Below are 23,988 nucleotides of genomic sequence, written 5' to 3' on the forward strand. Positions count from 1 at the left end.
ACAACTTCTCACTCTTTCTGAATATCCACCTCAAACTCTCCCCAAATAGGAGAATGATCGGAAGAAGTTACTCTTTCTGTTTTTGATGAAAGTATTTTCATCCCTCGTACAAAGATATAATCAAGCGGATTTCCTAAGAAGCGCACACGTTCGTCTTGCGAAAAAGAAACCTCATTTAAACCGAATTCTTGGATAAATTCATTTAAGATTGCTTTCCGCTCTTTATTCCAAGCATTAAAATCACCCGCCAAAATGACCGCACTTTTAGGATTATCAAGCAATGAGAAAATCTTTTTTAACTGTGAGCGATAAGCTTCCGGTTGCCATTCAAAATTAATCAAATGGACATTCACCACCCATAATTCACCACCATTTTTAAGCGAATATCGTGCTGCATTTGCCACTTTGGGAATATGAATCCAAGGTTCAGGCTGTGAAATGCCGCAATAGCGTTTAGGAATCGCTTTTGAAAATGTTTTCACGCCATAGGGTATTCCCTGATAAGCAAAGCTTGAAACAAAAAGTGCGGTTGAAAATGAAGGTAAATTTTGCTGTGGAGTCGCTTCTTGTAACAGAACAAAATCCTGATTTTGTGCAAAACTTGCTAAATCTTGCTGCCATCCTCTATCCGCACCTTTATGTATGTTCCAACTTAACAAGCGAATATGTGTTTTTTCTAAAGGTTGATTTTGCTCCGCATTGGTAAAACACGATATATTTATCTGATTGAAATGCTTTTGCGGGGTGCTTTCCAGCATAATTTGAAGAGATTCGAAAATATGAACCTCACTAACTCTATAAATTCCAACTGCAATACCCACTAAGAGTAAAAATGCAAAAATTTTATTAATCTTTTTCATTATTTTATTTCTCCCAAAGCAATCTTTATAAATAATAACAGTTTACTTATACTAGGCAACCGCCGAATTTTCGTCAGATAATCCTTTATTTAGGAATAATATATGAACATTTACACATATCTCTGTTTTCTCACTGCCATCGCGATTTTAATCAGTTTTGTCACCAGAAAGATAAATGACAACGTTCAGTATACGATTGCCATTACTGCAACATCAATGGTCGGCTCGCTAATATTGGTCTTATTAGGCTATTTGAATTGGTTTAATTTGGACGATATTGCAACTAAAGTGATTGAGCGAATTGATTTTAAAGAGTTTTTACTTAACGGTATCTTAGGTTTTTTATTATTTGCCGGCGCCTTGGGGATTAAATTACCGGTGCTAAAAAATCAAAAATGGGAAATTACCACTTTTGCTCTCTTTTCCACCTTTGCCTCAACCTTTTTTATCGGCTTTTTATTCTACGGCGTAGCACAACTATTCGGCTGGCATGTTGATTTAATCTATTGTATTTTATTCGGCGCGTTGATCTCACCTGATGACCCCATCGCCGTACTTGCCATTATAAAAAACTTGAAAGCACCGAAACGTTTATCGATGCAGGTGGAAGGAGAATCTTTATTTAATGATGGTATCGGCTTAGTCATTTTCACCACCGTTTTTGCCGTTGCATTTGGCGGGCAAGAACCAACAGCCGGTGGCATATTACATCTTTTCTTTAAAGAAGCACTAGGCGGTATCGTATTCGGCTTTGTCATCGGTTTAATTGCACATTATTTGATTTCCGCCACTGATGATGGCTCGTTGGAAATTTTGTTAACTTTAACCATTCCTACAGCGGGTTTTATGCTGGCAAATCTGCTCCATGTTTCCGGCGCACTTGCGATGGTGGTCTCCGGCATCTTAATCGGTAACTGGACACGTTATACCGGCTTTTCAAAACAAAGCCAACGCTACTTCGATCATTTTTGGGAAATGATCGACCACTTTCTTAACTCTTTATTATTTATCCTAATCGGTTTGGCGATTTTACTTATTCACGTTTCATGGCAAGGATTAATTTTAATTATTCTGGCTATTCCTATTTGCTTGGTTTGTCGTTATGCCAGCGTATGGCTACCATTCCAAATAATGAAACGCTACCGTAAATATAACCCTTACACCTTGCAGGTTCTCACATGGGGAGCTTTACGTGGGGGGCTTGCCCTTGCTATGGCACTTTCTATTCCGATGGGAAAATTCTATATTGAGGGATTAAATATGGATATTCGTGATCTCATTTTAGGGATGACATACGCTGTGGTTACCTTTTCTATCCTTATCCAAGGTACAACCATTGAAAGTATGATCCGCAAATCCAAAGAAGTGATTATGCGTGAGCGTGGTTATAATGGAGTAGGATTAGCAAAGGATCAGCGTAAAGAATAAATCATAAAAAAAGCCAACAATTTCGTTGGCTTTTTGGTTTAAGTAGAGGATGATGCTTATGTCAGCTACTACTTTATTCTTGATATAACAGTGCCGGCCCTTGATTTTCCGAACCGTTTAACATACCGAAACTGGTTACTCCATCAACAACGACTTCCACCCGTCGGTTTGGCGCTAAACAATCTCTAAGCGCTTGTCCGGAACCTTGACAAATCTTAACTTGCTGCGCTTTCCCATAACCTTTCGCTAAAATCGGACCTCTCACACCACTGCTTTCCAAACGTTTTTTTACTTCTTCCGCCCGCTTTTGCGATAAATTCAAATTATAGACATCTGAACCCAGTCGGTCGGTAAAACCACTTACCTTAATCTCTTTGATCTCGGTTTCTTTCCCATTGAGTTGCTCTGCTAACAGATCAATAGTACTCTTTCCTTGCTCTGTTAGTATCGCCTTGTCAAATTCAAACAAAGATTCGCCACTTAAGCTAATCGCTGATTTGCTACCGCAACCGCTAGGATTCCATAGAAAAGTTTGTGCATTCATTTGTTTATCAAATAAGATTTTGTATTGACATACTTTATGAACACCATCTTCTCGATAATTAAACACATAATTCCATTCACGCACGCCCCACAATCCTTCGGAAAAATGCGGACGACCAAGCAAATTGTAAAGCTGATCTTTATTCATTCCGGCTTCAACCATACGTAAATTTTGCCAGTTAGGCCAAGAACCGAACTGATCGCCATCGTGATTAAAACTTGAATTTTCAATCTTAGGCCAAACGATTTTTTCCGCTTTACCTTGAGCCGTTACTTTGCTTAAATTACCACAAGCAGTTAAACCAACTAACGAAGAAAACAAAAATAATACGGATAACTTTTTCATCATTTTTCCTTGTTGCTTACCATTCATAACCGGCTCCCGAACCAATAATAGTATTACCTCTCGTATCAATACTTCCCGATAATGAAATAGTCCAGTGACCATTATCCGATGCGGTGGAGAATTTCAATGCAGTTGCTGATTCACCACGATAAGTCGCAGCACCGATAGCCAACATTGATTTACCGTTACGTCTCACTTGTGGAGTAGAAGCAATAGCAGCACTACCTGCAATTCCCGCTCGAGCATAACGATCGTTTTGATGAACTTTACTCTCTAATTTTTTCACCATATTAGTATTATTACTGTTCATCGCTTTTAACTGCGCAACATTCACTGCATCCGTATCATTTACGCCAGGAGCAACATTAGTTACCCTTTGGTTATTCGCATTAATACCATTTCCATTAATATAGGTTTTATTACCAACCTTATATTCATTTGAACTGATACTATTCACACTAAGATCATCTGCAGTTGCAACATTATAGATATTTTGCCCATTCGCCCCTGTTGATCTCATCACTTTGATATTTTTACCGGCCGTCACTTCTTCTTGAGAAGCTAAAAGTGCCTCATGGATAGTATTTTTGCCGGTATTACCCAAATTACTTGTGACAATTTGACCATTTTGGAGTGACGTAGCACCACCGAATGCTTTTGCCGTACTAGCTGCAATATTATGAAGTTGGGCACCGTTGACACCATCGGTCGAAGTACTTGAAATATCACCGGCAGCCACATTAGTGACCTTATTTCCGCCATTATTCAGTCCGGTTTTTGATAATACGGTATTACCTGCCGTTACGGAATTCACATTAAGATCGTCTGTAGTTGCAACTTCATAAACAGACTGCCCGTTCGTACCTACTGAGTGAGTAATTTTAATATTTTTGCCTTCCTTCACTTCCGTTTTGGCTGCACTCACATTTTTATTAATCTCATTTTTCACTCGGTAAAGTTGAGAACCGTTCACCGCATCTTTCGATGTTTCACTGACCTTACCGTCCGCTACATTAGTGATTTTCTGATTATTGGCATTAATACCATCTTTATTAATATAAGTTTTATCACCAACCTTATATTCATTTGAAATCACAGAGTTCACCTTCAAATCCTCCACCACGGACAAATGATAATTTTTCGTTCCATCTTTATTATCCGTTGTCTTTAACTTAAGGTTTTTTCCTACTGTTACGGTACTTTGGGTATTTTTATTGCTCTCTTTGATAGACTTAATCGCATCGTGAATATTATCTTTCCCCGTATCACCGATATTTGTCATAGATAATGTACCGTTATCGGCAATCGCCACATTACCACCCAATATATTTTTGGTACTTTGAACTACATTATCAACAACCCGATTAGTCGCATATAGCTGACTACCGTTAACGGCATCCGTAGAATCTTTCGTAATACGCCCTGCTGAAACATTTTGAATTTGGCGGGTGTGTTTTCCGGCGATACCAACAGAGACAGAACCAACTGATGTTTTACCTGCAAAATGACCATAAATTAAATTACCCACAGTTGCGCTCTTAGTATCAACCGCCTCATCGGTTTCTGACAACGCACCTAATGCAACAGAATTTTCATGTGTTGCTTTAGCATGAGCGCCTAGTGCAACAGAATTTTCACCGGAAGCATCTGTCATTCGCCCAATTGCAATTGAATGTTTACCGCTCGCACGGGTTCTACTACCGATACTCACAGTATTTTTATTTGAAGCCGATGCATTACTACCAATGGAAAGGGATGTGTTACCGGAAACATTATTATTACTACCAATAGCTAACGAATTATCAACCGAAACTTTATTTTTTACCCCAACGGCAACAGAGTTAGCCTTTTCGACATTATTTTCATGTCCTACCGCAGTGCTTTGCGAACCAAACACTTTATTTCCGGAACCAAAAATGTTACTTGAATTAATCGATGTACAAGGACTACAATCATTCACTTCACCAAGATTATTATTCACACCGAAAGCGGAAGATTGATTGCCGTTAACACGGTTATTATCGCCAAAAGCCTGAGCTTGTTCCCCTTTTGCAGTATTTCCATCGCCAAAGGCGTTCGCATCTTTTCCATCAACTTCATTCTGATTACCGACAGCAGATGAAGAACCTTTTTTAGATTTAATCACATTATCCTGACCTGCTGCAAAATTGCCCGGTCCATCGACTAGAGTTTTTTCAGCGGAATTTTTGAAGTGTCCATTCCCGATATCATCAGTAGGATTCACTATAAAAGGAGATTGAGGGGTTTCCACGGCTTGAACGGAACTTAATGATAGGGCGGGGAAACAAAGAAATAATAGATGACGTTTATATTGAGAAAAATTGTTAATTAACATAGATTACACACTTTTATTAAATGAGTAAAAGCAACCTTTTACTCCACAAATAAAAAGTTACTTTACACCTTTATTGTTATAATACTCACAGTAGAAAACACACTACTTGATCGACTCCGAAATTCTTCTTAACTGCTTGAAGAAAATCCCTAAAGTAGTTACTCAAGAATAAATAAACATCTAGTGAAGCAAAAACGCATAGAGAACACAAAATATGCGTTATATTGCAAACCGCTCACAATTACGCATCAACAGCCTAAATAATGAGAAAAAAACAGATAGGCATTCTTTTAATTTCTCTACATCATATGCTATGCTTGCCACTTATCGAAAAAATGCTTGATTTACCCTGTGAGTAACTGAAAGGAACTATATATCAATTTCAAAAGGAACTCAATAGTTCCTTTCAAAAAATTTAATTATTTTTGTATTAATCTTTGATTCAAACAAATCTTTAAATTCTCACGAATATAAAAAACAAATAGAGTTCCTTATTAAAGAATTTATGAAGAACTTTAAGGAATGGTTTTCTATAAAAGAACTAGTAGACAAGAACTTACCGAATCTCCCCTCCTCCGATAAAGGTATCGTAAAAAAAGCCAATAGAGAGGGATGGAAGAAACGACAAAGAGTCGGTGTAAAAGGTCGGACATTTGAATATTATATCGGCGATATGCCCGGAGAGGTACAACAAGCTTTGGGCGTAAATTTGCCGAATAAACCCCAAACGGGGATTTCAATTTTAGAGCCAACAGGAGAATCTATCGAACAATACATTGAATCTATCAAACAAGAACTGGATTCAATCAAAGCACTTTGGTATAACCGAATCTCATCGGTATCAAAACAAGCGATTAGTGAAGAGGAATTTGAACTGATTAAAAACTACCGTGAATGCAAAAGTGAAACGCAATCTGCCATAAAAATCTTAGCAGAAACAATGGCATTAAAAAAATAATGTCTATATTTAAGATTCGATAAAACCACGCCCCTAAAAGATAATTGCCTAAATATCGGCGGAAAAAATGAATATTATCGATAAAAAAGTGCGGTCAAAACGACCGCACTTTACTCTCTATAAATTAATATTTCTTTTCGTCTCCGGATTGATATAGGCGATTTTTATACAAATAGCTCCCCAATAAAGCATAAGCCAAGGCTTCTTTTTTCATTGCTTCAGGTACTTCTTTTTCTGTTAGGGTTTCCGTTGTTTTATTATAAAAATAGCCTTGTGCCGCCTTATTTGGAATTTGGATTACAACATCGTTGTTTCCTTTCATTAAGGCTTGGGTTTGATCAAATTGCATAATTGCGCGATCAGGTTTGACATCTTGTGTCAGATCAAACCCTATCATCGGGTAATTTCCGCTCACACCGGCTAAAGACAGTAAGGTGGTAGGAATATCAATTTGGCTTACCAGACGTTCATCACGGCGTGGTTCAATACCATTTCCCAAAATCAATGCAGGGATGTGGAAATGTTTAATCGGCATTAATGATGCGCCGGCAACCCGTGAATCGTGATCAGCAATAATTAAGAAAAGGGTATCATTCCAATAGTTTGATTTTTTCGCCAAATCAAAAAAATGTCCGATGGCATAATCTGCATATTTTGAACTATTATTCCGAGTGGCTTTAGGCTGTTCATAAAGCTCAATTTTACCGTCCGGAAATTCGAAAGGATCGTGATTGCTTGAGCTAAATACAAGGCTAAAAAACGATTTTCCTTCATTTTGTAAATTTGTGAACGTTTCGTGTGCTTTGTCGAACAAATCCTCATCACTTACCCCCCAAGTTGCCGTGAATTTTGGATTGCGATAATCTTGTTGATCAATAATGGTTTTAAAACCGTTGCCATAAAAAAAACCTGCCATATTGTCAAAATGTTTTTCGCCGCCATAAATAAAGGAAGTATCATAGCCTTGTTTACTCAATATTTCCGCCAGCGTAAAAAAGCTATTTTGTGCGTTATTGAGCTTCACCACCGCACGTGCCGGTGTTGGCGTAAAACCTGTGGTTACGGCTTCAATACCCCGTACCGAACGTGTGCCGGTTGCATAAAGATTTTCAAATAACCACCCTTCTTGCGCCAATTTATCAATATTCGGTGAAAGCGGTTTTCCACCCAAAGTGCCGATAAACTGTGCACCAAGACTCTCCTGTAACAAAATGACGATATTTTTCGGCTTACCTTGATAAGTCGCCGTATTTTTTGTGAGCGTCGGAAATTTATCGGAAATATAATCACTATCCGGTCTACCCCGCACCGCTTTTACGATACGTAACATTTCATCGGTATCCATTTTTCCATATAGTTCCGAGGATTTCTCTTCATCTTTAAATTGCTGAGCCGCATAAATCACTGAATAGCCGGAATTTAGAACAAGAGAATTGATCAAAGCATCGGAGGAAAATGCGACCATTGCAGGATTAATTCCACGGTGCTGAAAAGTGGAACGGGCCCCAATAAAACTTATCGCAATAATGAACAACGCAACAACGGAACGTAATTTCCAACTCATCGTACGCAAATTCCTCACCGCCCAACCGGAAAGTTTCCAATAAACCATTACTGCCGAAACGGTAAAAATAAGGCTAAAAATGACCGCACTTAAATGCCCGTTAACAAGCATAGAAAAGACTTCTTTCGGATAAATTAAATATTCAATAAATAACCGATTCGGTCGATAATCATAGGTTTCAATAAATGCCGGCGTGGCAATTTCCATAAAAAGAATGAATACGCTACCGGCAGTTAACCAAATACGTAAAATTTTCTTCCAAAGGGAGGAGGTATGAAATAATGCGGTGAAAAGTGCAGGTATGCCGAACAAATAGCATAATGCAACAATATCAATTCGGATACCCTGTAAAAATAATTCCCCCCAGCCATTAACGGCGGAAACACGTTCTGCTTGCCATAAAGATAAACCTAAGCGTGATAAAGAAAAAATAAAAAGATTGAGCAGGACAAAAATAAAGATGGGAAATAAAGGAAAACGGCTGTTTTTCATAAATGACCTTTTTAATAGTTTTTTAATAGAGATATTTTGAACTTATGTAACGATTAATGAAGACGAGATAACCGTTGTTCTACAACATTTTTAAGGCTATCCGATATTTTATTTGAGCTTAAAATCTCTTGATAAATCAATATCGCAAGGTGTTTATTCGGCGAGGTTCCAATACCTTCCTCATAGTAAATACCTAAACGTAACTTTGCGTTGGGATTTTCTAAATCGGCGGCTTTTTTCACCCATTCAAAAGATTTCGGCGCATCTTTTTGCGCTAAATAAATATCCGCTAACATCATCATCGCATCTAAATCTTTTGCTCTCGCTGTGGTTTTAAATAGTTTAATGGCTTGTGGAATATCTTTTTTTACATAACTGCCGTTGTAATACATCACGGCTAAATTATTAATCGCACGAATGTTGCCCCGTTCAGCCGCCTCACTAAACCACCAATAAGCTTTTTCTTTATCTTGCGGCACACCGCGACCGAGGTTATACATCATTCCCAAATTTCCCTGAGCCTGTATATTTCCTTCTAACGCAAGCGGTTGCATAATCTCAAAAACCGATTTCCAATCTTGTTTATTGGCAAACCCCTGTGCCATATCCAAACGCTGTTGATCTGTCAAATTCAAGGTATTCGGTGATTCTCCGGCATAACCGGGTCGGCTTAAAAAAACCAAAAGTGCGGTTAAAATCAGAAATATTTTTTTCATAAAAAATCCACTATAAAGTCTCGAATAAAAGAAAAATAAAGAAAACGGCTGTAATAACCAACTCGGTTAGACCTACTTGTTTTACGGAAAGTTTCTTACGAGGTAAAAAAACCGCACGAATCAGGCTTACAAAAAACGCAAGTGCCAAATAAAATTGCCCGATAAAGACGAAATACAACACCAATAAAGAATGAAAAATAATAGAAACCCATAAATATTTCGGATTTTTTCTCTCCCGCATCACCGATTTTACATAAAGTGTCGTACCGATAAAGAAAAGGCTCGGATAAATCGCAACCCACCAAATTTTGGCATCAAAGATACGGTCGGGAAAATAATAAGATCCCATTCCGGCAAGGGCAAAAATCGCAATACCGGCAAAATCATTTAATAAATTTCGTTCATCTTTTTGCTTGGTGAAATAAATAGTGACAAAAACAAAAGGCAACATTGCCACCATAAAATACAAAACTTGCCAATTGTAAAATAAAGCGGGCACGGCAAAAATTAAAGTTATAGCGGCATAAATCATCGTCCATTTTCTATATTCCGCCCCATTTTTACCTTTAAACAAATTCAAGAAAGGATATGTCATCAAATAAAGGGAAAACCACGCAGCCAATAAAAAAGTATGTTCCCACACAGGCTGTGCAAGTAACATTCCGTAAATAAAAGGCAATAATGCCATCACCATAGCGCCATGTTGATTGGAAATCAGCAATTTCATTTTTAATTTCATCTTTGCTTCTAAGTGAGAACAATTCTCGCTATTCTACCCTGACAAACTTGAATTTACAAAGATTCAGCCCCGTTTTAAAATAGAAAAAATTCGGCATTATGTATCAGTTGCACAAAACAGAGTAGGGTGTGTTAGCCAAAGGCGTAACGCACCGTTAAACCCGAGTTTGGTGCGTTACGGCAAGCCTAACGCACCCTACATTTGAATTAAAAACAGCCTTTTATGCAAGTGATGCATAACACCGAAAAAATTCAATTTGAAAGGAGTTATTATGTCTATTCAACGCATTCAGCCAAGCCAACGTTTTTGTGAAGTATCTATCCATAATGGTGTAGCCTACTTTGCCGGACAAGTACCGGATACCACTCTCGAAAAAAATGCCTATGAACAAACAAAAGAAGTATTAGCATTGATTGATAAATTATTAGCAGAGATCGGATCACACAAAAGTAATATTTTGAATGCACAAATTTTTCTTGCGGATATGCAAGATTATACCTTGCTAAACCAAGCCTGGGATGAATGGGTCGATAGTGAAAACCCACCGAGCCGAGCGACTGTCGAAGCCAAATTAGCCGTACCGGAATGGAAGGTAGAAATCGTGATCACTGCCGCCGTATAAATGTTAAATTTGTGATCCTCCGCAAAGAAATTTTGTTTCATTTCCTTTACAATTCAGTCTTCTAACAAACACAATAAGGAGTAAATTATGCAAATTTGGGCAACTGAAATGTGGCTGGCTGCCGGTATTGGTTTAGTCGTTGGCGTGATTCTTGGTTACTTAATTTTACGTTTCACCAAAGGTTCTGTGAAACAGCAAGTACAAAAAGAAAGCGAGCTCAAAGCAGTAAAAGCACAACTTGAAGCTCAAAACGAGCAACTCGAAAAACATTTTTCCGAAAGCGCGGAATTATTTAAAACCCTTATCGGCGATTATCAAAAACTCTATCGTCACTATGCAAATTCTTCCGACACTTTGCTTGGTAAAAACCCAAAAGGTTTATTCACCCAACAACTGATTACAGCTGCGGATAAACCGAATGAAGAAGCACCGAAAGATTATTCGGAAGGCTCTTCGGGATTATTAAAGACAGATAAAGAAAATCATTAAATCTTTTCAAAGTGCGGTCAGAAAAAACAATTTCAATTCTGACCGCACTTTTTTAATCTTTTTATAATACGCTCTTGTTTTTCTTGAACATTCGCCCCATTTTTTTGTCTCATGAAACGCTCATTTAGCAAGATATTTTTTACTTGGAGATTTTATGAAAAAAAGACATTTTATATTAAGTAGTATTGCGTTAGGTTTAAGTGTTTTAGGCACCTCTATCAGTACACAGGCAAGTCTGCCGAGTTTTATCACCGAGCAAAACAGCCTAGCACCAATGCTTGAAAAAGTGCAGCCGGCAGTAGTAACCATTTCTGTGGAAGGCAAAGCAAAAACAAGCAACCGTTCTCCAATATATGATGATATTCCGGAGGAATTTAAATTCTTCTTTGGAGATCAATTCGCAGAACAATTTGGCAAACGGGGCGGATCACGTAATTTCCGCGGACTAGGTTCCGGTGTCATCATTAATGCCGATAAAGGTTATGTATTGACCAATAACCACGTTATTAATGATGCGGATAAAATTAATGTAACCTTACAAGACGGGCGCGAATTTAAAGCGAAGTTAATCGGCAAAGACGAACAATCCGATATTGCATTGGTTCAAATAGAAAAACCGTCAAATTTGACCGCACTTAAATTTGCAGACTCCGACAAATTACGAGTGGGAGATTTTACCGTAGCAATAGGAAACCCATTCGGTTTAGGACAAACCGTTACCTCAGGGATCGTTTCGGCTTTAGGACGTTCAACCGGTTCTGACAGCGGTGCTTATGAAAATTATATTCAAACGGATGCGGCGGTAAACCGAGGCAACTCAGGGGGAGCTTTAGTCAATTTAAACGGTGAGTTAATCGGGATTAATACCGCGATTATTTCTCCAAGCGGTGGTAATGCAGGAATCGCTTTTGCCATTCCAAGTAATCAAGCAAATAACATTGTTCAACAAATTTTAGAATTTGGTGAGGTTCGTCGAGGTTTACTGGGAATTAAAGGCGGTGAATTAAATGCCGATTTGGCAAAAGTATTCAACGTGAATGCCCAACAAGGTGCTTTTGTGAGCGAAGTGTTACCGAATTCCGCCGCAGAAAAAGCCGGAATCAAAGCCGGTGACGTTATCACCGCAATGAATGGACAAAAAATCTCAAGCTTTGCGGAAATGCGCGCTAAAATCGCCACTTCCGGTGCCGGTAAAGAAATTGAATTAACTTATTTGCGGGATGGCAAATCACAAAATGTGAAAGTTAAATTACAAGCGGATGACGGTAAAGGACAACATAGCGGTAACATTGAATTACAAGCCTTAGATGGAGCAGAATTAAGCAACTACAATGCCAAAGGCATAAAAGGAATTGAGATAACGAAAATTCAGCCTAACTCGCTTGCTGCACAACGGGGTTTGAAAGTCGGTGACATTATTATTGGAATGAACCGTCAAATGGTGGAATCAACGCAAGATTTACGTAAAGCGCTTGAAGAAAAACCTTCGGCAGTCGCATTAAATATTTTGCGTGGCAATAGCAATTTCTATTTGTTGGTACAATAAAAGAAAAAGTGTGTCCTTTGTAGGGTGCGTTAGCCATAAGGCGTAACGCACCGTAAAATACCAATGAATTGTGGTGCGTTACGGCTTCGCCTAACACACCCTACCGCGCCGGTACAATAAGCTAAAAAGTGCGGTTAGTTTTAACCTTGTTTTTAAACAAACGGTGTTTCATCAAAAATGAGACGCCGTTTTTTCATGGGAAAAACTAGGGAAAAACCCTCTCTTATGCTACAATTCAGGCAATTTTTTTGATCGAAAAAGGAATACCCATGACGGATTCAATCCATTCCTCTATTACCCCTGTCAATATTGAAGAAGAACTGAAATCTTCTTATCTCGACTATGCGATGTCGGTCATTGTCGGGCGTGCCTTACCTGACGTTCGTGACGGTTTAAAACCGGTACACCGTCGCGTCTTATTCTCGATGGATCGCGAAGGCAACACAGCGAATAAAAAATATGTAAAGTCGGCCCGTGTGGTGGGTGATGTAATCGGTAAATACCACCCTCACGGCGATTCTGCCGTATATGCAACCATTGTACGTATGGCGCAACCTTTCTCCCTTCGTTATATGTTAGTGGATGGTCAAGGTAATTTCGGTTCGATTGACGGCGATGCGCCGGCGGCAATGCGTTATACCGAAGTACGTATGCAAAAAATTACGCAAGCCTTACTCACCGATTTAGATAAAGAAACTGTAAATTTCTCACCAAACTATGACGGCGAATTGATGATTCCGGATGTTTTGCCAACCAGAATTCCCGCCCTTCTTGCAAACGGTTCTTCCGGTATTGCGGTAGGTATGGCGACCAATATTCCGCCGCACAACTTAAATGAAGTGTTAAACGGCTGTTTGGCTTATATTGATAACAATGAAATCACGATCGATGAATTAATGCAGCATATTCCGGGTCCGGATTTCCCAACCGCCGCATTGATTAATGGTCGTAAAGGGATTGAAGACGCCTATCGCACCGGTTGTGGTAAAATCTATGTTCGTGCCCGTGCAGCGGTTGAAACCAATGAAAAAGGTCGTGAGCAAATCATCGTATCCGAATTGCCTTATCAAGTGAATAAGGCGAAACTGGTAGAAAAAATTGCCGAGCTTATTCGTGAGAAGAAAATCGAGGGTATCAGCAATATCACCGATCTTTCCAACAAAGAAGGGATTCGTGTTGAAATTGATATCAAACGGGATGCCGTAGGTGAAGTGGTGCTAAACCACTTGTACTCACTGACACAAATGCAAGTTACTTTCGGTATCAATATGGTGGCATTGGATCATGGTCAGCCACGCTTGTTCAACCTGAAAGAAATCATTGAATCCTTTGTACTTCACCGCCGTGAAGTGGTAACCCGCCGTTCGATTTTTGAATTACGCAAAGCACGCGAACGCACCCATATTTTAGAAGGTTTAGCGGTTGCACGTTCTAATATTGATGAAATGATCGGTATTATTCGTCATTCTAAAAACCGTGAAGAGGCAGCAGCAGCCCTTAGCTCCCGTTCTTGGACGTTACATAGCGATATTATTAATTTACTTGATATTAATGCCCGTCCTGATGATCTTGAAGAACATTTAGGCATTCAAGGCGAACAATATTATTTATCTCCCGCACAGGTTAATGCGATTTTAGAACTTCGTTTGCACCGTTTAACCGGTATTGCATTTGAAGAAGTGGTAAAAGAATATCAGGAATTATTGGTAAAAATTGCCGATCTTCTTCATATTCTCAATAGTGCGGAACGATTAATGGAAGTGATTCGTGAAGAATTGGAAGAGGTGAAAGCACAATTCGGTGATGAGCGTTTAACCGAAATCACCACAGCTTCCGGCGATATTGATTTAGAAGATCTCATTGCGCAAGAAGATGTTGTTGTAACCCTTTCTCACGAGGGATATGTGAAATATCAGCCGCTTACCGATTATGAAGCGCAACGCCGAGGCGGTAAGGGTAAATCGGCAACAAAAATGAAAGAAGAAGATTTCATTGAAAAATTATTAGTCGCCAATACACATGATACGATTCTCTGCTTCTCAAGTCGCGGGCGTTTATATTGGTTGAAAGTGTATCAGCTTCCGCAAGCAGGCCGTGGCGCACGTGGTCGCCCGATTGTGAATATTCTTCCGTTGCAAGAAAACGAACGTATTACGGCGATCTTACCGGTATCCGCTTATGAAGAAGATAAATTTGTGGTGATGGCGACTGCCGGCGGTATCGTGAAAAAAATTGCACTCACCGAATTTAGCCGCCCACGTTCAAACGGTATTATCGCCTTGAACTTACGTGATGAAGACGAATTAATCGGCGTGGATATTACTAACGGTAACAATGAAATTATGTTGTTCTCTTCTCAAGGCCGTGTCGTACGTTTCGCTGAAAGTGCGGTGCGTGCAATGGGACGTTTGGCAACCGGTGTCCGCGGTATAAAACTTGCCTTAACAAATGAGTTGTCCGATGATGAAAGTGCGGTCGAAATTGAAGAAGTTTCTGATGAAAACTCGGAAGAAACCTTAGATCTCAATATTGATAAAGTGATTTCGTTAGTCATTCCAAAAGGGGAAGGGGCAATCTTAACCGCAACACAAAATGGTTACGGTAAACGTACACAATTATCAGAATATCCAACCAAATCACGTAATACTAAAGGTGTGATATCCATCAAAGTGAGCGAGCGTAACGGTAAAGTTGTTGCTGCAACCCAAGTGGAAGAAACCGATCAAATTATGTTGATTACCGATGCGGGTACACTGGTTCGCACACGTGTAAGTGAAATAGGGATTGTTGGTCGTAACACTCAAGGTGTTCGCCTAATCCGTACCGCAGAAGACGAACACGTGGTAAGCCTTGAACGTGTTTGCGATGTAGATGATGAAACATCAGATGATTTAAATGAGTAAAGGTAATTCTAAAACTCACTAAATTAACCTGCACCCTAAAATTGGATTAAATATTAACTGATAAGGGTGCAGTTTTTTTTATAGAAAGATATTCATTTACAAATTTAATTCATCATTTCAGAACAGAGTCTTTTTTCAAAATAATGACACAACCTAAAATCACCATTAAACCGCTGATTGCTTGTGCCAAATTAATAGTTTCTCCTAAACTGAAATATCCAACAATAGCGGTTGAAATCGGGATAACCAGTTGTAATGTATTAAAAACCAGTATGCCTTGTTTCTTCACAATATAAAATGCCATTAACATTCCCGTAAGCATTCCATACATTCCGGCTAAAACTAACCCGCCTAATAAAATATAACTAACATTATATAATTGACTAAATGAATTTGTATGTAATGAAAAACATAAAAATATCATACCTGATAAAATTGCTGTAAATGTACTAATTACTATCGTATTTAATTCTTTTGAAACATATTTAACAAGTAAATTTTGAATAGATTGAATAAAGATCGCAATACCAAGTAATAATGCTCCGTAGCCAAAACTATTTTCTCCAGATAAATTCTCGCCTGAAAAAACAAAATAAAGAGATCCCATAATCGCAATAATTGCCCCAAGATAAAATCGGATATTTTTAATTTTATTTCGTTCATCTTGGTAAAAAACGGCAGCCATAAAGATTGCTGACGGCATTGCTAAAATACCAAACACACTTCCGGCTACAGCAGATGTATATCTTAAACCTGTAATGAAAAAATACATATTACTTGTCATAAATACGGCTAACAATAAAAGCAATATAATTAATTTAGGTTTTTGAATAATTCCATATACTTCATTTCTAAACCGAATCGCACAGATAATTAAAAATAATATACCACCGGATAAAAACCTTACTGCATTATTATTAATTGTTTCAAAATGAAGGCTCATATATCTCATAATAGGAAAACCAATACCCATTAAAATAATATAAGAAATTCTTGCCAATAACTCGTGCTTCATATTTTTATTCTATATATCCGTTCGATCATCATTGCTATAGGCAGGTGATTATATATTATGATCCTAATGAACCAATAGAACTATTGAACAAATGTCAGCTATAAAAATCTGCGCCTTAATCGGTTAGTTATTAATCTAACTTTTTAAAGGCGGCAGATCAAACCAAGCACATTTTCTCTCAAAATACCGAGGCTATTGCTTGTTCCATTCCTCCCCAATCACTTCCGCTTGTTGAATCACAAACTCAATGGCTTCACGTTGCAGATCGGGTGGATATTTGTATTGTCTTAATAAGCGTTGGATAAAAATTCGCATTCTTGCCCGCACGGCATCTTTATATTGCCAATCAATCGTTACGGATCGGCGGATTAAATCGGTGAGTTCTTTGGCAAGTTGCACCAACACCACATCGCCCAATAAATTGACCGCACTTTCATTTTGAGCCAAAGCATCATAAAAGGCTAATTCCGTTTGACTTAAACCTAGCATTTCGCCCTGTGCCTGTTTTTGTTGGAAATCTTTGGCGAGCTGAACAAGTTCCTCTAAAATTTCAATTACCGACAATTGCTGATTATGATAGCGGTTCATCGCTTCTTTTAGCCGTTGTTCAAAAGTTTTTTGAGTGGCAAGATTGGCGATGCTACGTTCCCGAATTTCCGCTTTTAAGTATTTTTCCACCGCACTGAGCCATAAATTGGGGATTGCACTTTGTTTTACCGTGCTTAAAAATTCATCGGAAAGTAGGCTGATATTGGGGCGATCTTTATGCAATAAGTCAAACAAATCAACCACGCCATCGGAGGTAATCGCACGGTTAAGCCACTCGGTGAGTTTAAGCTGTTTATCACTCTTGCCTGTGGTGCTTTCTTTAGTCGTACTATTTTTCACAATCGTGGCTCGCACCGCATCATAAAACGCCAACTCGGCTTTATAAGGTTCGGTTTCAGGCAATGCCCCACACAAAGAAAGCCCTTTTTTCGCTAGCCGAACCGTCTCTAAAAACGCATTTTTGCGGGGTGTTTTGCCCTCCGGATTATGCTGATCGAGTGCCAAAATATGGTTTGCCGCCTGTAAAATGCCATTGAGCAACGCATTGGGATCGCTTAATTGCAAAATGCCAGAAATTTCGACCGCTCTTCCCTGCACAGGCGTGGCAAATTGCCCCCGAATAATGCTGATATGCTCTCGCAATTTGGCAAATACCGCTTCCACATCGTGCTTCACATCCGAGCCTTTACCGCCTGCGTTGGTATATTGGCGTTTCGCCTCTTTCAACTCTTCCGTCAGCCCAATATAATCCACAATCAAGCCGCCATTTTCACGGCTTTTATTATGAAACACCCGATTCACCCGAGCAATCGCCTGCATTAAATTATGCCCTTTCATCGGCTTGTCAATGTACATCGTATGACAGCACGGAGCGTCAAAGCCCGTCAGCCACATATCCCGCACAATCACAATTTTGAGCGGATCATCAGGATCTTTAAAACGGCGTTCGAGGGTTTTCTTATCTTGATTATGTCTCTGCCAACTCTGCTCATCATTTGCACTGCTGGTCATCACAATCTTAATCGCCCCTTGTGTAACCTCATCACTTGCCCAATCAGGACGTAAAGCGGTTATTTTTTCAAATAATTTGACCGCTATCGCCCGACTCATTGCCACAATCATCACCTTGCCGTCCACCACCGCAAGGCGTTGTTCAAAGTGATACACAAAATCTGCCGCTAAACGTTCCAAGCGTTGATCGTTGCCCACCAATTCCTCATAAATACGGAACTTGTACCCCTGCTCATTTTCATCGATCTGCTCCGCTTCTCGCACCACCTCGTCAAATTCGTGGCTTTCGCCTAAACTAATTTGGCGAGCCTCATAGAAAATCGGCACCGTTGCCCCATCAATCACCGCATCTTCAAAATCATAAATCGACACATAACGCCCAAACACCGCTTGCGTGTCTTTATCCTCCGCCTCAATCGGCGTGCCGGTAAAGCCAATAAAAGACGCATTCGGCAAGGCGTGGCGGAGATATTGAGCATAGCCCGTGCGATATTCCCCTTTGGCGTTAAGTTTTTGGCTAAATCCGTACTGGCTGCGGTGAGCCTCATCGGAAATCACGATGATATTTTCACGGATATTTAACACAGGGTGGCGATCCTCTCCGTCTAATAAGCCAAATTTCTGAATGGTGGTAAAAATCACCCCACCGGCTTCTCGGCTGTTTAACGCTTGGCGTAACGCCTCTCGCCCGTCTGCCTGCACAGGCGTTTGTTTCAACACCGCAAAGCCCGCACAAAAGGTTTGATAAAGCTGACCGTCTAAATCATTACGATCCGTCACCACCACAATAGTCGGATTTTTCAAAGCTTTTTGGGCTAATAATTTCCCTGCATAAAACAGCATTGAAAGGGATTTACCCGAGCCTTGCGTGTGCCACATCACACCAATTTTGCGATCGCCCTGCTCGCCACTTGCAATCAGCGTGCAATCAAGGGCTTCATTCACCCCATAATATTGATGATAAGCGGCAGATTTTTTGATAATTTTGCCCTTTTCATTGCTTTCAAACACAACAAAATTCTGCACATAATCTAATAACACCTCCGGCAACAGCACGCCATTGATGACCGCATCAAGCTCCTGTTCAAAGGGAATCCGCAGGCTGTTTTGCTTTTCATCCACCACACGCCAAGGGGTAAACCGCTCAAAGGGGGCAGAGAGTGAACCAATCCGAGCGGTTATACCATCAGAAATCACCAAAAGCTGATTAAAAATAAACAGATCAGCGATTTCTTCTTTATAGGTCTGCAACTGCCGCCACGCCATCGTTAAATCCGCCTCAATATTGAGCGGATTTTTCAGCTCACACACCATTAACGGCAAGCCATTCACATAACCGATCAAATCAGGAATCCGTTTGCCTTTCGAGCCTTGAATATCAAGCTGATTAACCAGCAAAAAATGGTTATTTTCCACCGCTTGAAAATCAAGCAACAACGCCACATCGTGTTTTTGTTCTCCATTTTGCTGATACACCACCGGCACGCCATTGCGTAAAAAATCGTAGACGGTTTGGTTTTTTTCCAACAAATCCCGCCCCTCAATTTGGCGAACTTTGCTTAACACCTGATCGACCGCCAACATTGGCAACTGCGGATTTAACCGCTCCACCGCTTGACGCAAAATCGGCTCAAAAATGACCGCACTTGTACGCTCCCGCCACGGATTATACAAGCCCTCTAAAATCGTTTTGCCGTGAACATACTGCCAACCCACCGCCTGCAATTTCTCAATCGCACTCTGCTCTAACACCGCTTCGTTGATTTGCATATTTTTCCTTACCATATTTTGCCCATAGGGTGCTTTAGCCGTCAGGCGTAACGCACCAATTTCCAATATTTTGTCGTTTTTATAGTGCGTTACGGCTTTGCCTAACGCACCCTAGATTACTTCATATTTTCTAACATATACGATAATTCATCATTTGCTAAGGATATTGCCCCCATTAAATCAGGATATATTGTTGAATGGTCAATTCCTATATGTTTTAAATGTGAAATAACATCATCTCTTAAAGAATTGGCAATATAAAACTTAGTGGCTAACTTATTTTTATGACGTTCATATTGTTCTTTTTTCTGCAAATCAGCATTATTCTCTATGTATTTTTCTAATGCATTTAGTTTTTCTGTTATCCTAGAATCAAATCCCCACTCAGTAAAAACTCCTTGTTGAGCTGTAAGCCTTCTATAATAATCAGTTTTAGGTATAATCAATTCATCATCTTTAAATAAATGATGACTGAAACTATATACCGCTCTATACTTTACATTAGTATCAAATTTTTCAAAGGCAAAAAATAATGCATTGTAAAAATTTCTAGTCCAATCAATATAAGGTGTTTTTAAACCTAAATGTTGTCCTATCGCCCAAAGCTCACGTTCATCATTTACTAAATTTTGATCTTTTAACCAAATTTTTCCATTTTCCTTAAATTTTTCTAAATGATCATTTCTTATTTTATTATAACGTTCTTGATCTACAACTATTTTAACCTTTTTATATATTTCCCTTTCTAAACTACTTGTTAATCGCCAATTTGAATCTCTATGACCTCGATAGAAAAACTGAACTGTTTTATTTTCTTCCTGCTTAAATATATACTCAAAAAGCTCTTTTAATTGTTCAGGTTCTTCTATTTTTATACAATAAATTTCACCTTTATATTTATCTGAATAAATTTCTTTTTCAAATTTAAGAGTATTTTTATTCCAAACTGGTATATTATCTATATTTATTACCTTTATATCATTCATACACCAACCTCCCCACTCAACAACTTAGGTAATAATTCATCTCTAGCTTTTTCTAAAACCTCGTTTTCAAAAGTATTATTTTTTATCATTTCAAAAATAGGAGTTACTTTTTCTTGAAAAAAATCAATAACTTCTTTATTTGGCAATAAAACTAAAATATCCTTAACCATTTTTGAATTAACTGCTGTTGCAATAGATGATGTACTACCTAAACTATTAAAATCATATGTTTTTAAATAAAGATATAAAAACTCACTAGTTAAATTAGATTTATTTGAACATTTAAAATGTGCTATTGCTTCATTCGTTGTTGTCTCTGATGTTGTAATAGAAACCCTCCCTACTGTTAATTTAAAACTTAAAATTACAGTATTATTAGGAATACGTTTTACATTGAATTTATTTACTGCTTCATTTGTTAAATATTCACTACTTTTAGTAATGAATACTCCAGATGCTCCCATATCTTTAATTGAAATCCATTGAACATTTTTAGGCTCTTCTGAAAACCATTCAGGCTCTTTTCTAGGAGGAGTTTTACCTATCGCCACATCAAAAAGATCATCAGCTCGAAAATACTCCCACCCCACTGGCACGCCATTTTCCCCAATCTCACTCGGCATTGCTTTGGCGAGTTGGTGGAGGGTTTGGTATTGGGTTGGGGGAAGTGCGGTCAGTTCTTCGGTAGTTTTGCCCGAGATCGCTTGCATTACGGCAAGGGTGATGTCGGGTTCGGTTTTGCCCTCGGCAATAGCTTGCGCTTTGGCTTTAACTGGGTCAAAGTCAATAAACCAACTTTTAAAAATCGCTTGGGCGATTTGTTCTAGGGTTTGGTTGGTTTGGGTGTTGAGTTCTATTTTTTTATAAAAATTTCTTGCTAGCTTTACAATACTATTTAATACATTCTCATTAGGAAGAGGAATTACTGCATCTTCAATTTCTTTTGAATTAAATGCAGGGTAAGCAGCTCCATCAGCAATCTGAATTAAATAATTTGTAAATATTTCTGATGTAATTAAGGAATATAAATACCAAGCTAAATTTTCATTATTAGCTCTAATAACACAAAAACCAGTTGAAGCAATCCAATTATCTTCGACCCCAGTTAATAAAGCATATTGTTTTAAATTTGGTCTTACAGTAGAAATAATTATGTCATTATTTTTTAATTTTCTTTTAGCTCTACTTGGTGCATCATTTATAGATATTAACTTTGGTTTTTCGTAAAAATGACTTGATACTGAAGATATATCTATGTAACAAATTTCTTTAAAATTATCTTTCTTTGTCAATGTATCAGGATTCACCTTAGCTAAATCAGATAATTTAACTAAAGACCAATTATCAGGAATATTAAAATTTATTTCGGTAATATTAAATGCCATACCCCAACCCTCCTAAACTTTCTTTAATTTTCGCTTCCAATTCCGCACTTTGTTTAAACTGTTCGTTTAAAAGAGCGGTCAGATTTTGCATTTTTTCTGCAAAGGGGATTCCGTCATCTTCGATTTCTTCGGTGCCGACATATCTGCCGGGGGTGAGGACAAACTCATTTTGGGCGATTTCCTCTAGGCTTGCCGAATAACAAAAGGCAGCTTGGTTTTGGTAGCCTTGATTACTTTGCCATTGGTGGTAGCAATCGGCGATTTGAGCAATATCTTCAGGGGTGAAATCCCGCAAGACTTTGTCTTTCATATAGCCGATTTTGCGTGCGTCAATAAATAACACTTCGCCTTTGCGTTTTTTGGCTTTGTTTAAAATCCAGATACAGGCTGGAATCGTTACGTTGGTAAAGAGTTGGCTTGGCAAGGCGACCATCGCTTCCACTAAATCCGCCTGCACAATGGCTTTGCGGATTTCGCCTTCGTTATTGGTTTGACTGCTCATTGAGCCGTTGGCAAGCACCAAGCCCATTCTGCCTTTTTCGCTTAGGCTGTAAAGCATATGCTGTATCCACGCAAAGTTGGCATTGCCTTTCGGCGGTGTGCCGAATTGCCAGCGTGGGTCGTTGGCAATGCTTTCATCCCACCAATCTTTCTTATTAAATGGCGGATTTGCCATAATGACATCCATTTTTTTGTCGATATGCTTAGGGTGTTGCAAGGTATCATCATTAGCAAAATCAAACTCCAACCCTCGAATAGCCATATTCATCACAGCGAGTTTATAGGTAGTTGAATTAAATTCTTGTCCATAAATAGAAACATTATATTTATTCCGTTGATGACTATGAATAAATCGGTCTGCCTGCACAAAAAATCCGCCACTACCCATTGCAGGGTCATATATTCGCCCTGTATAAGGCTCTAGCATTTCAACCATCAGGGTTACGATAGATTTAGGGGTAAAATATTCCCCTCCTTTTTTCCCTTCTACACTTGCAAATTCACCTAAAAAATATTCATAAACGTGTCCGAGAATATCTTTGGAAGCTAAATGTATAGGCTCACCATTAAAATTAGGCTCGCTAAAGTTAGTATTAGAAAAAAGATTGATTAAACCTATTAATGATTTTTCAGACGCATTGAAACGTGCTACACGTTGTAAAACCCCTTTGAGTTTTGGGTTTTCTTGTTCAATGGCTTCAAAGGCATCGTCTATAAGACTAGTTACGCTTTTAAATTTTCCGCCCCAAGGCAATTCTGCTCCGCTGTTAAATGAAGCGACATTTTTCAGATTTTCCCAACGGGCTTGCTCCGGCACATAGAAGATATTTTCAGCGATGTAATAATTCCGGTCGTTGAGTTCCGCTTGGAAACGTTCTTCAAATTCATCCGCTAGATAAAAACTTGGATCAAAATAAAATTCGTGGTTGGGATCGTTGAATTGTTGGTGAAGTGTCTTTTGTCGGAGAGTAAAACTGTCAGAAATATATTTAAGAAAAATAAATCCTAGTACAACGTGCTTATAATCAGAAGCCGTCACCGACCCTTGTAATTTATTGGCGGCTGCCCATAATTTATTATCTAAATCCTTTAAAAAGGCTTGACTTAGATCGCTATTTAGGCAAGGTTCGGTTCGGTTCGGTTCGGTTCGGTTCGGTTCGGTCAGGATTATGTTGGATTAAATTTTCGTTTGCCATAAAAAACACCTCT

At 38.8% G+C, this 23,988-nt stretch carries 17 protein-coding genes; 6 read left to right on the forward strand and 11 right to left on the reverse strand.

Features of this window, described 5'->3' with window-relative positions:
* Window positions 1-8: 8 nt before the first annotated feature.
* Window positions 9-860: an endonuclease/exonuclease/phosphatase family protein gene (locus HEMROJRC1_RS01365; protein ID WP_226691283.1), complete on the reverse strand. Its 852-nt coding sequence runs from the start codon at window positions 858-860 to the stop codon at window positions 9-11.
* Between the two features lie 102 nt (window positions 861-962).
* Here HEMROJRC1_RS01365 and HEMROJRC1_RS01370 point away from each other — a divergent pair, with 102 nt between their 5' ends.
* Complete coding sequence (locus tag HEMROJRC1_RS01370) at window positions 963-2,288, forward strand: sodium:proton antiporter (protein WP_226691284.1); 1,326 nt, start codon at window positions 963-965, stop codon at window positions 2,286-2,288.
* Between the two features lie 73 nt (window positions 2,289-2,361).
* Here HEMROJRC1_RS01370 and HEMROJRC1_RS01375 read toward each other — a convergent pair whose 3' ends face one another.
* Together HEMROJRC1_RS01375 and HEMROJRC1_RS01380 are read right to left on the reverse strand one after the other, a co-directional pair.
* Entirely contained in the window at window positions 2,362-3,177 is an 816-nt protein-coding gene (locus HEMROJRC1_RS01375; protein ID WP_226692901.1) for an OmpA family protein, read from the reverse strand.
* 16 nt (window positions 3,178-3,193) lie between these two features.
* Window positions 3,194-5,533, reverse strand: coding sequence for a YadA-like family protein (locus tag HEMROJRC1_RS01380; protein ID WP_226691285.1), 2,340 nt, complete (start codon window positions 5,531-5,533; stop codon window positions 3,194-3,196).
* 505 nt (window positions 5,534-6,038) lie between these two features.
* Here HEMROJRC1_RS01380 and HEMROJRC1_RS01385 point away from each other — a divergent pair.
* The gene (locus HEMROJRC1_RS01385; protein WP_226691286.1) at window positions 6,039-6,491 is read left to right on the forward strand and encodes a DNA-binding protein; all 453 of its coding nucleotides are present in this window, start codon (window positions 6,039-6,041) and stop codon (window positions 6,489-6,491) included.
* Window positions 6,492-6,615: 124 nt separating this feature from the next.
* On the opposite strand, the gene HEMROJRC1_RS01390 is transcribed toward HEMROJRC1_RS01385, so the two are convergent.
* From HEMROJRC1_RS01390 to HEMROJRC1_RS01400, 3 genes are read right to left on the reverse strand one after another with little or no spacing between them, the layout of a single operon-like run.
* Window positions 6,616-8,547 (reverse strand): LTA synthase family protein, encoded by a 1,932-nt coding sequence (locus HEMROJRC1_RS01390; RefSeq protein WP_226691287.1) that lies wholly within the window; start codon window positions 8,545-8,547, stop codon window positions 6,616-6,618.
* A 53-nt stretch (window positions 8,548-8,600) separates the two neighbouring features.
* Entirely contained in the window at window positions 8,601-9,263 is a 663-nt protein-coding gene (locus HEMROJRC1_RS01395) for a tetratricopeptide repeat protein (RefSeq protein ID WP_226691288.1), read from the reverse strand.
* Between the two features lie 10 nt (window positions 9,264-9,273).
* Window positions 9,274-9,990, reverse strand: a complete 717-nt coding sequence (locus HEMROJRC1_RS01400) for a YwiC-like family protein (protein ID WP_226692902.1) — start codon at window positions 9,988-9,990, stop codon at window positions 9,274-9,276.
* A gap of 283 nt (window positions 9,991-10,273) precedes the next feature.
* Between HEMROJRC1_RS01400 and HEMROJRC1_RS01405 the strand changes: the two genes are divergently transcribed.
* The 4 genes from HEMROJRC1_RS01405 (at window position 10,274) to gyrA (ending at window position 15,562) form a co-directional block, all read left to right on the forward strand.
* Window positions 10,274-10,624, forward strand: coding sequence for a RidA family protein (locus tag HEMROJRC1_RS01405; protein WP_226691289.1), 351 nt, complete (start codon window positions 10,274-10,276; stop codon window positions 10,622-10,624).
* A gap of 87 nt (window positions 10,625-10,711) precedes the next feature.
* Window positions 10,712-11,113: a YhcB family protein gene (locus HEMROJRC1_RS01410; protein ID WP_226691290.1), complete on the forward strand. Its 402-nt coding sequence runs from the start codon at window positions 10,712-10,714 to the stop codon at window positions 11,111-11,113.
* A gap of 154 nt (window positions 11,114-11,267) precedes the next feature.
* Window positions 11,268-12,659: a DegQ family serine endoprotease gene (locus HEMROJRC1_RS01415; RefSeq protein ID WP_226691291.1), complete on the forward strand. Its 1,392-nt coding sequence runs from the start codon at window positions 11,268-11,270 to the stop codon at window positions 12,657-12,659.
* Between the two features lie 269 nt (window positions 12,660-12,928).
* Entirely contained in the window at window positions 12,929-15,562 is a 2,634-nt protein-coding gene (gyrA, locus tag HEMROJRC1_RS01420) for a DNA topoisomerase (ATP-hydrolyzing) subunit A (protein WP_226691292.1), read from the forward strand.
* A 112-nt stretch (window positions 15,563-15,674) separates the two neighbouring features.
* Here the strand turns inward: gyrA and HEMROJRC1_RS01425 are convergent, their stop codons facing one another.
* The 5 genes from HEMROJRC1_RS01425 to HEMROJRC1_RS01445 all read right to left on the reverse strand — a co-directional run bounded on the left by HEMROJRC1_RS01425 (window position 15,675) and on the right by HEMROJRC1_RS01445 (window position 23,950).
* Window positions 15,675-16,577, reverse strand: coding sequence for a DMT family transporter (locus HEMROJRC1_RS01425; RefSeq protein ID WP_226691293.1), 903 nt, complete (start codon window positions 16,575-16,577; stop codon window positions 15,675-15,677).
* A gap of 192 nt (window positions 16,578-16,769) precedes the next feature.
* The gene (locus tag HEMROJRC1_RS01430; RefSeq protein WP_226691294.1) at window positions 16,770-19,907 is read right to left on the reverse strand and encodes a type I restriction endonuclease subunit R; all 3,138 of its coding nucleotides are present in this window, start codon (window positions 19,905-19,907) and stop codon (window positions 16,770-16,772) included.
* Window positions 19,908-20,023: 116 nt separating this feature from the next.
* Window positions 20,024-20,893, reverse strand: a complete 870-nt coding sequence (locus HEMROJRC1_RS01435) for an FRG domain-containing protein (protein WP_226691295.1) — start codon at window positions 20,891-20,893, stop codon at window positions 20,024-20,026.
* Complete coding sequence (locus HEMROJRC1_RS01440) at window positions 20,890-22,278, reverse strand: restriction endonuclease subunit S (protein WP_226691296.1); 1,389 nt, start codon at window positions 22,276-22,278, stop codon at window positions 20,890-20,892. The genes HEMROJRC1_RS01435 and HEMROJRC1_RS01440 overlap by 4 nt, the downstream gene beginning before the upstream one ends.
* Complete coding sequence (locus tag HEMROJRC1_RS01445) at window positions 22,268-23,950, reverse strand: type I restriction-modification system subunit M (RefSeq protein ID WP_374707298.1); 1,683 nt, start codon at window positions 23,948-23,950, stop codon at window positions 22,268-22,270. The genes HEMROJRC1_RS01440 and HEMROJRC1_RS01445 overlap by 11 nt, the downstream gene beginning before the upstream one ends.
* Window positions 23,951-23,988: the final 38 nt, after the last annotated feature.

It is taken from the genome of Rodentibacter sp. JRC1, assembly GCF_020521555.1.
In the GTDB taxonomy this organism is placed as follows: domain Bacteria; phylum Pseudomonadota; class Gammaproteobacteria; order Enterobacterales; family Pasteurellaceae; genus Rodentibacter; species Rodentibacter abscessus.

What these genes read in the sequence shown, in the direction of transcription:
- gyrA (WP_226691292.1), top strand. Translation starts at nt 12,929, where the DNA reads ATGACGGATTCAATCCATTCCTCTATTACCCCTGTCAATATTGAAGAA.
- HEMROJRC1_RS01400 (WP_226692902.1), bottom strand. Translation starts at nt 9,990, where the DNA reads ATGAAATTGCTGATTTCCAATCAACATGGCGCTATGGTGATGGCATTA.
- HEMROJRC1_RS01380 (WP_226691285.1), bottom strand. Translation starts at nt 5,533, where the DNA reads ATGTTAATTAACAATTTTTCTCAATATAAACGTCATCTATTATTTCTT.
- HEMROJRC1_RS01365 (WP_226691283.1), bottom strand. Translation starts at nt 860, where the DNA reads ATGAAAAAGATTAATAAAATTTTTGCATTTTTACTCTTAGTGGGTATT.
- HEMROJRC1_RS01390 (WP_226691287.1), bottom strand. Translation starts at nt 8,547, where the DNA reads ATGAAAAACAGCCGTTTTCCTTTATTTCCCATCTTTATTTTTGTCCTG.
- HEMROJRC1_RS01425 (WP_226691293.1), bottom strand. Translation starts at nt 16,577, where the DNA reads ATGAAGCACGAGTTATTGGCAAGAATTTCTTATATTATTTTAATGGGT.
- HEMROJRC1_RS01375 (WP_226692901.1), bottom strand. Translation starts at nt 3,177, where the DNA reads ATGAAAAAGTTATCCGTATTATTTTTGTTTTCTTCGTTAGTTGGTTTA.
- HEMROJRC1_RS01405 (WP_226691289.1), top strand. Translation starts at nt 10,274, where the DNA reads ATGTCTATTCAACGCATTCAGCCAAGCCAACGTTTTTGTGAAGTATCT.
- HEMROJRC1_RS01410 (WP_226691290.1), top strand. Translation starts at nt 10,712, where the DNA reads ATGCAAATTTGGGCAACTGAAATGTGGCTGGCTGCCGGTATTGGTTTA.
- HEMROJRC1_RS01435 (WP_226691295.1), bottom strand. Translation starts at nt 20,893, where the DNA reads ATGAATGATATAAAGGTAATAAATATAGATAATATACCAGTTTGGAAT.
- HEMROJRC1_RS01415 (WP_226691291.1), top strand. Translation starts at nt 11,268, where the DNA reads ATGAAAAAAAGACATTTTATATTAAGTAGTATTGCGTTAGGTTTAAGT.
- HEMROJRC1_RS01370 (WP_226691284.1), top strand. Translation starts at nt 963, where the DNA reads ATGAACATTTACACATATCTCTGTTTTCTCACTGCCATCGCGATTTTA.
- HEMROJRC1_RS01440 (WP_226691296.1), bottom strand. Translation starts at nt 22,278, where the DNA reads ATGGCATTTAATATTACCGAAATAAATTTTAATATTCCTGATAATTGG.
- HEMROJRC1_RS01395 (WP_226691288.1), bottom strand. Translation starts at nt 9,263, where the DNA reads ATGAAAAAAATATTTCTGATTTTAACCGCACTTTTGGTTTTTTTAAGC.
- HEMROJRC1_RS01430 (WP_226691294.1), bottom strand. Translation starts at nt 19,907, where the DNA reads ATGCAAATCAACGAAGCGGTGTTAGAGCAGAGTGCGATTGAGAAATTG.
- HEMROJRC1_RS01385 (WP_226691286.1), top strand. Translation starts at nt 6,039, where the DNA reads ATGAAGAACTTTAAGGAATGGTTTTCTATAAAAGAACTAGTAGACAAG.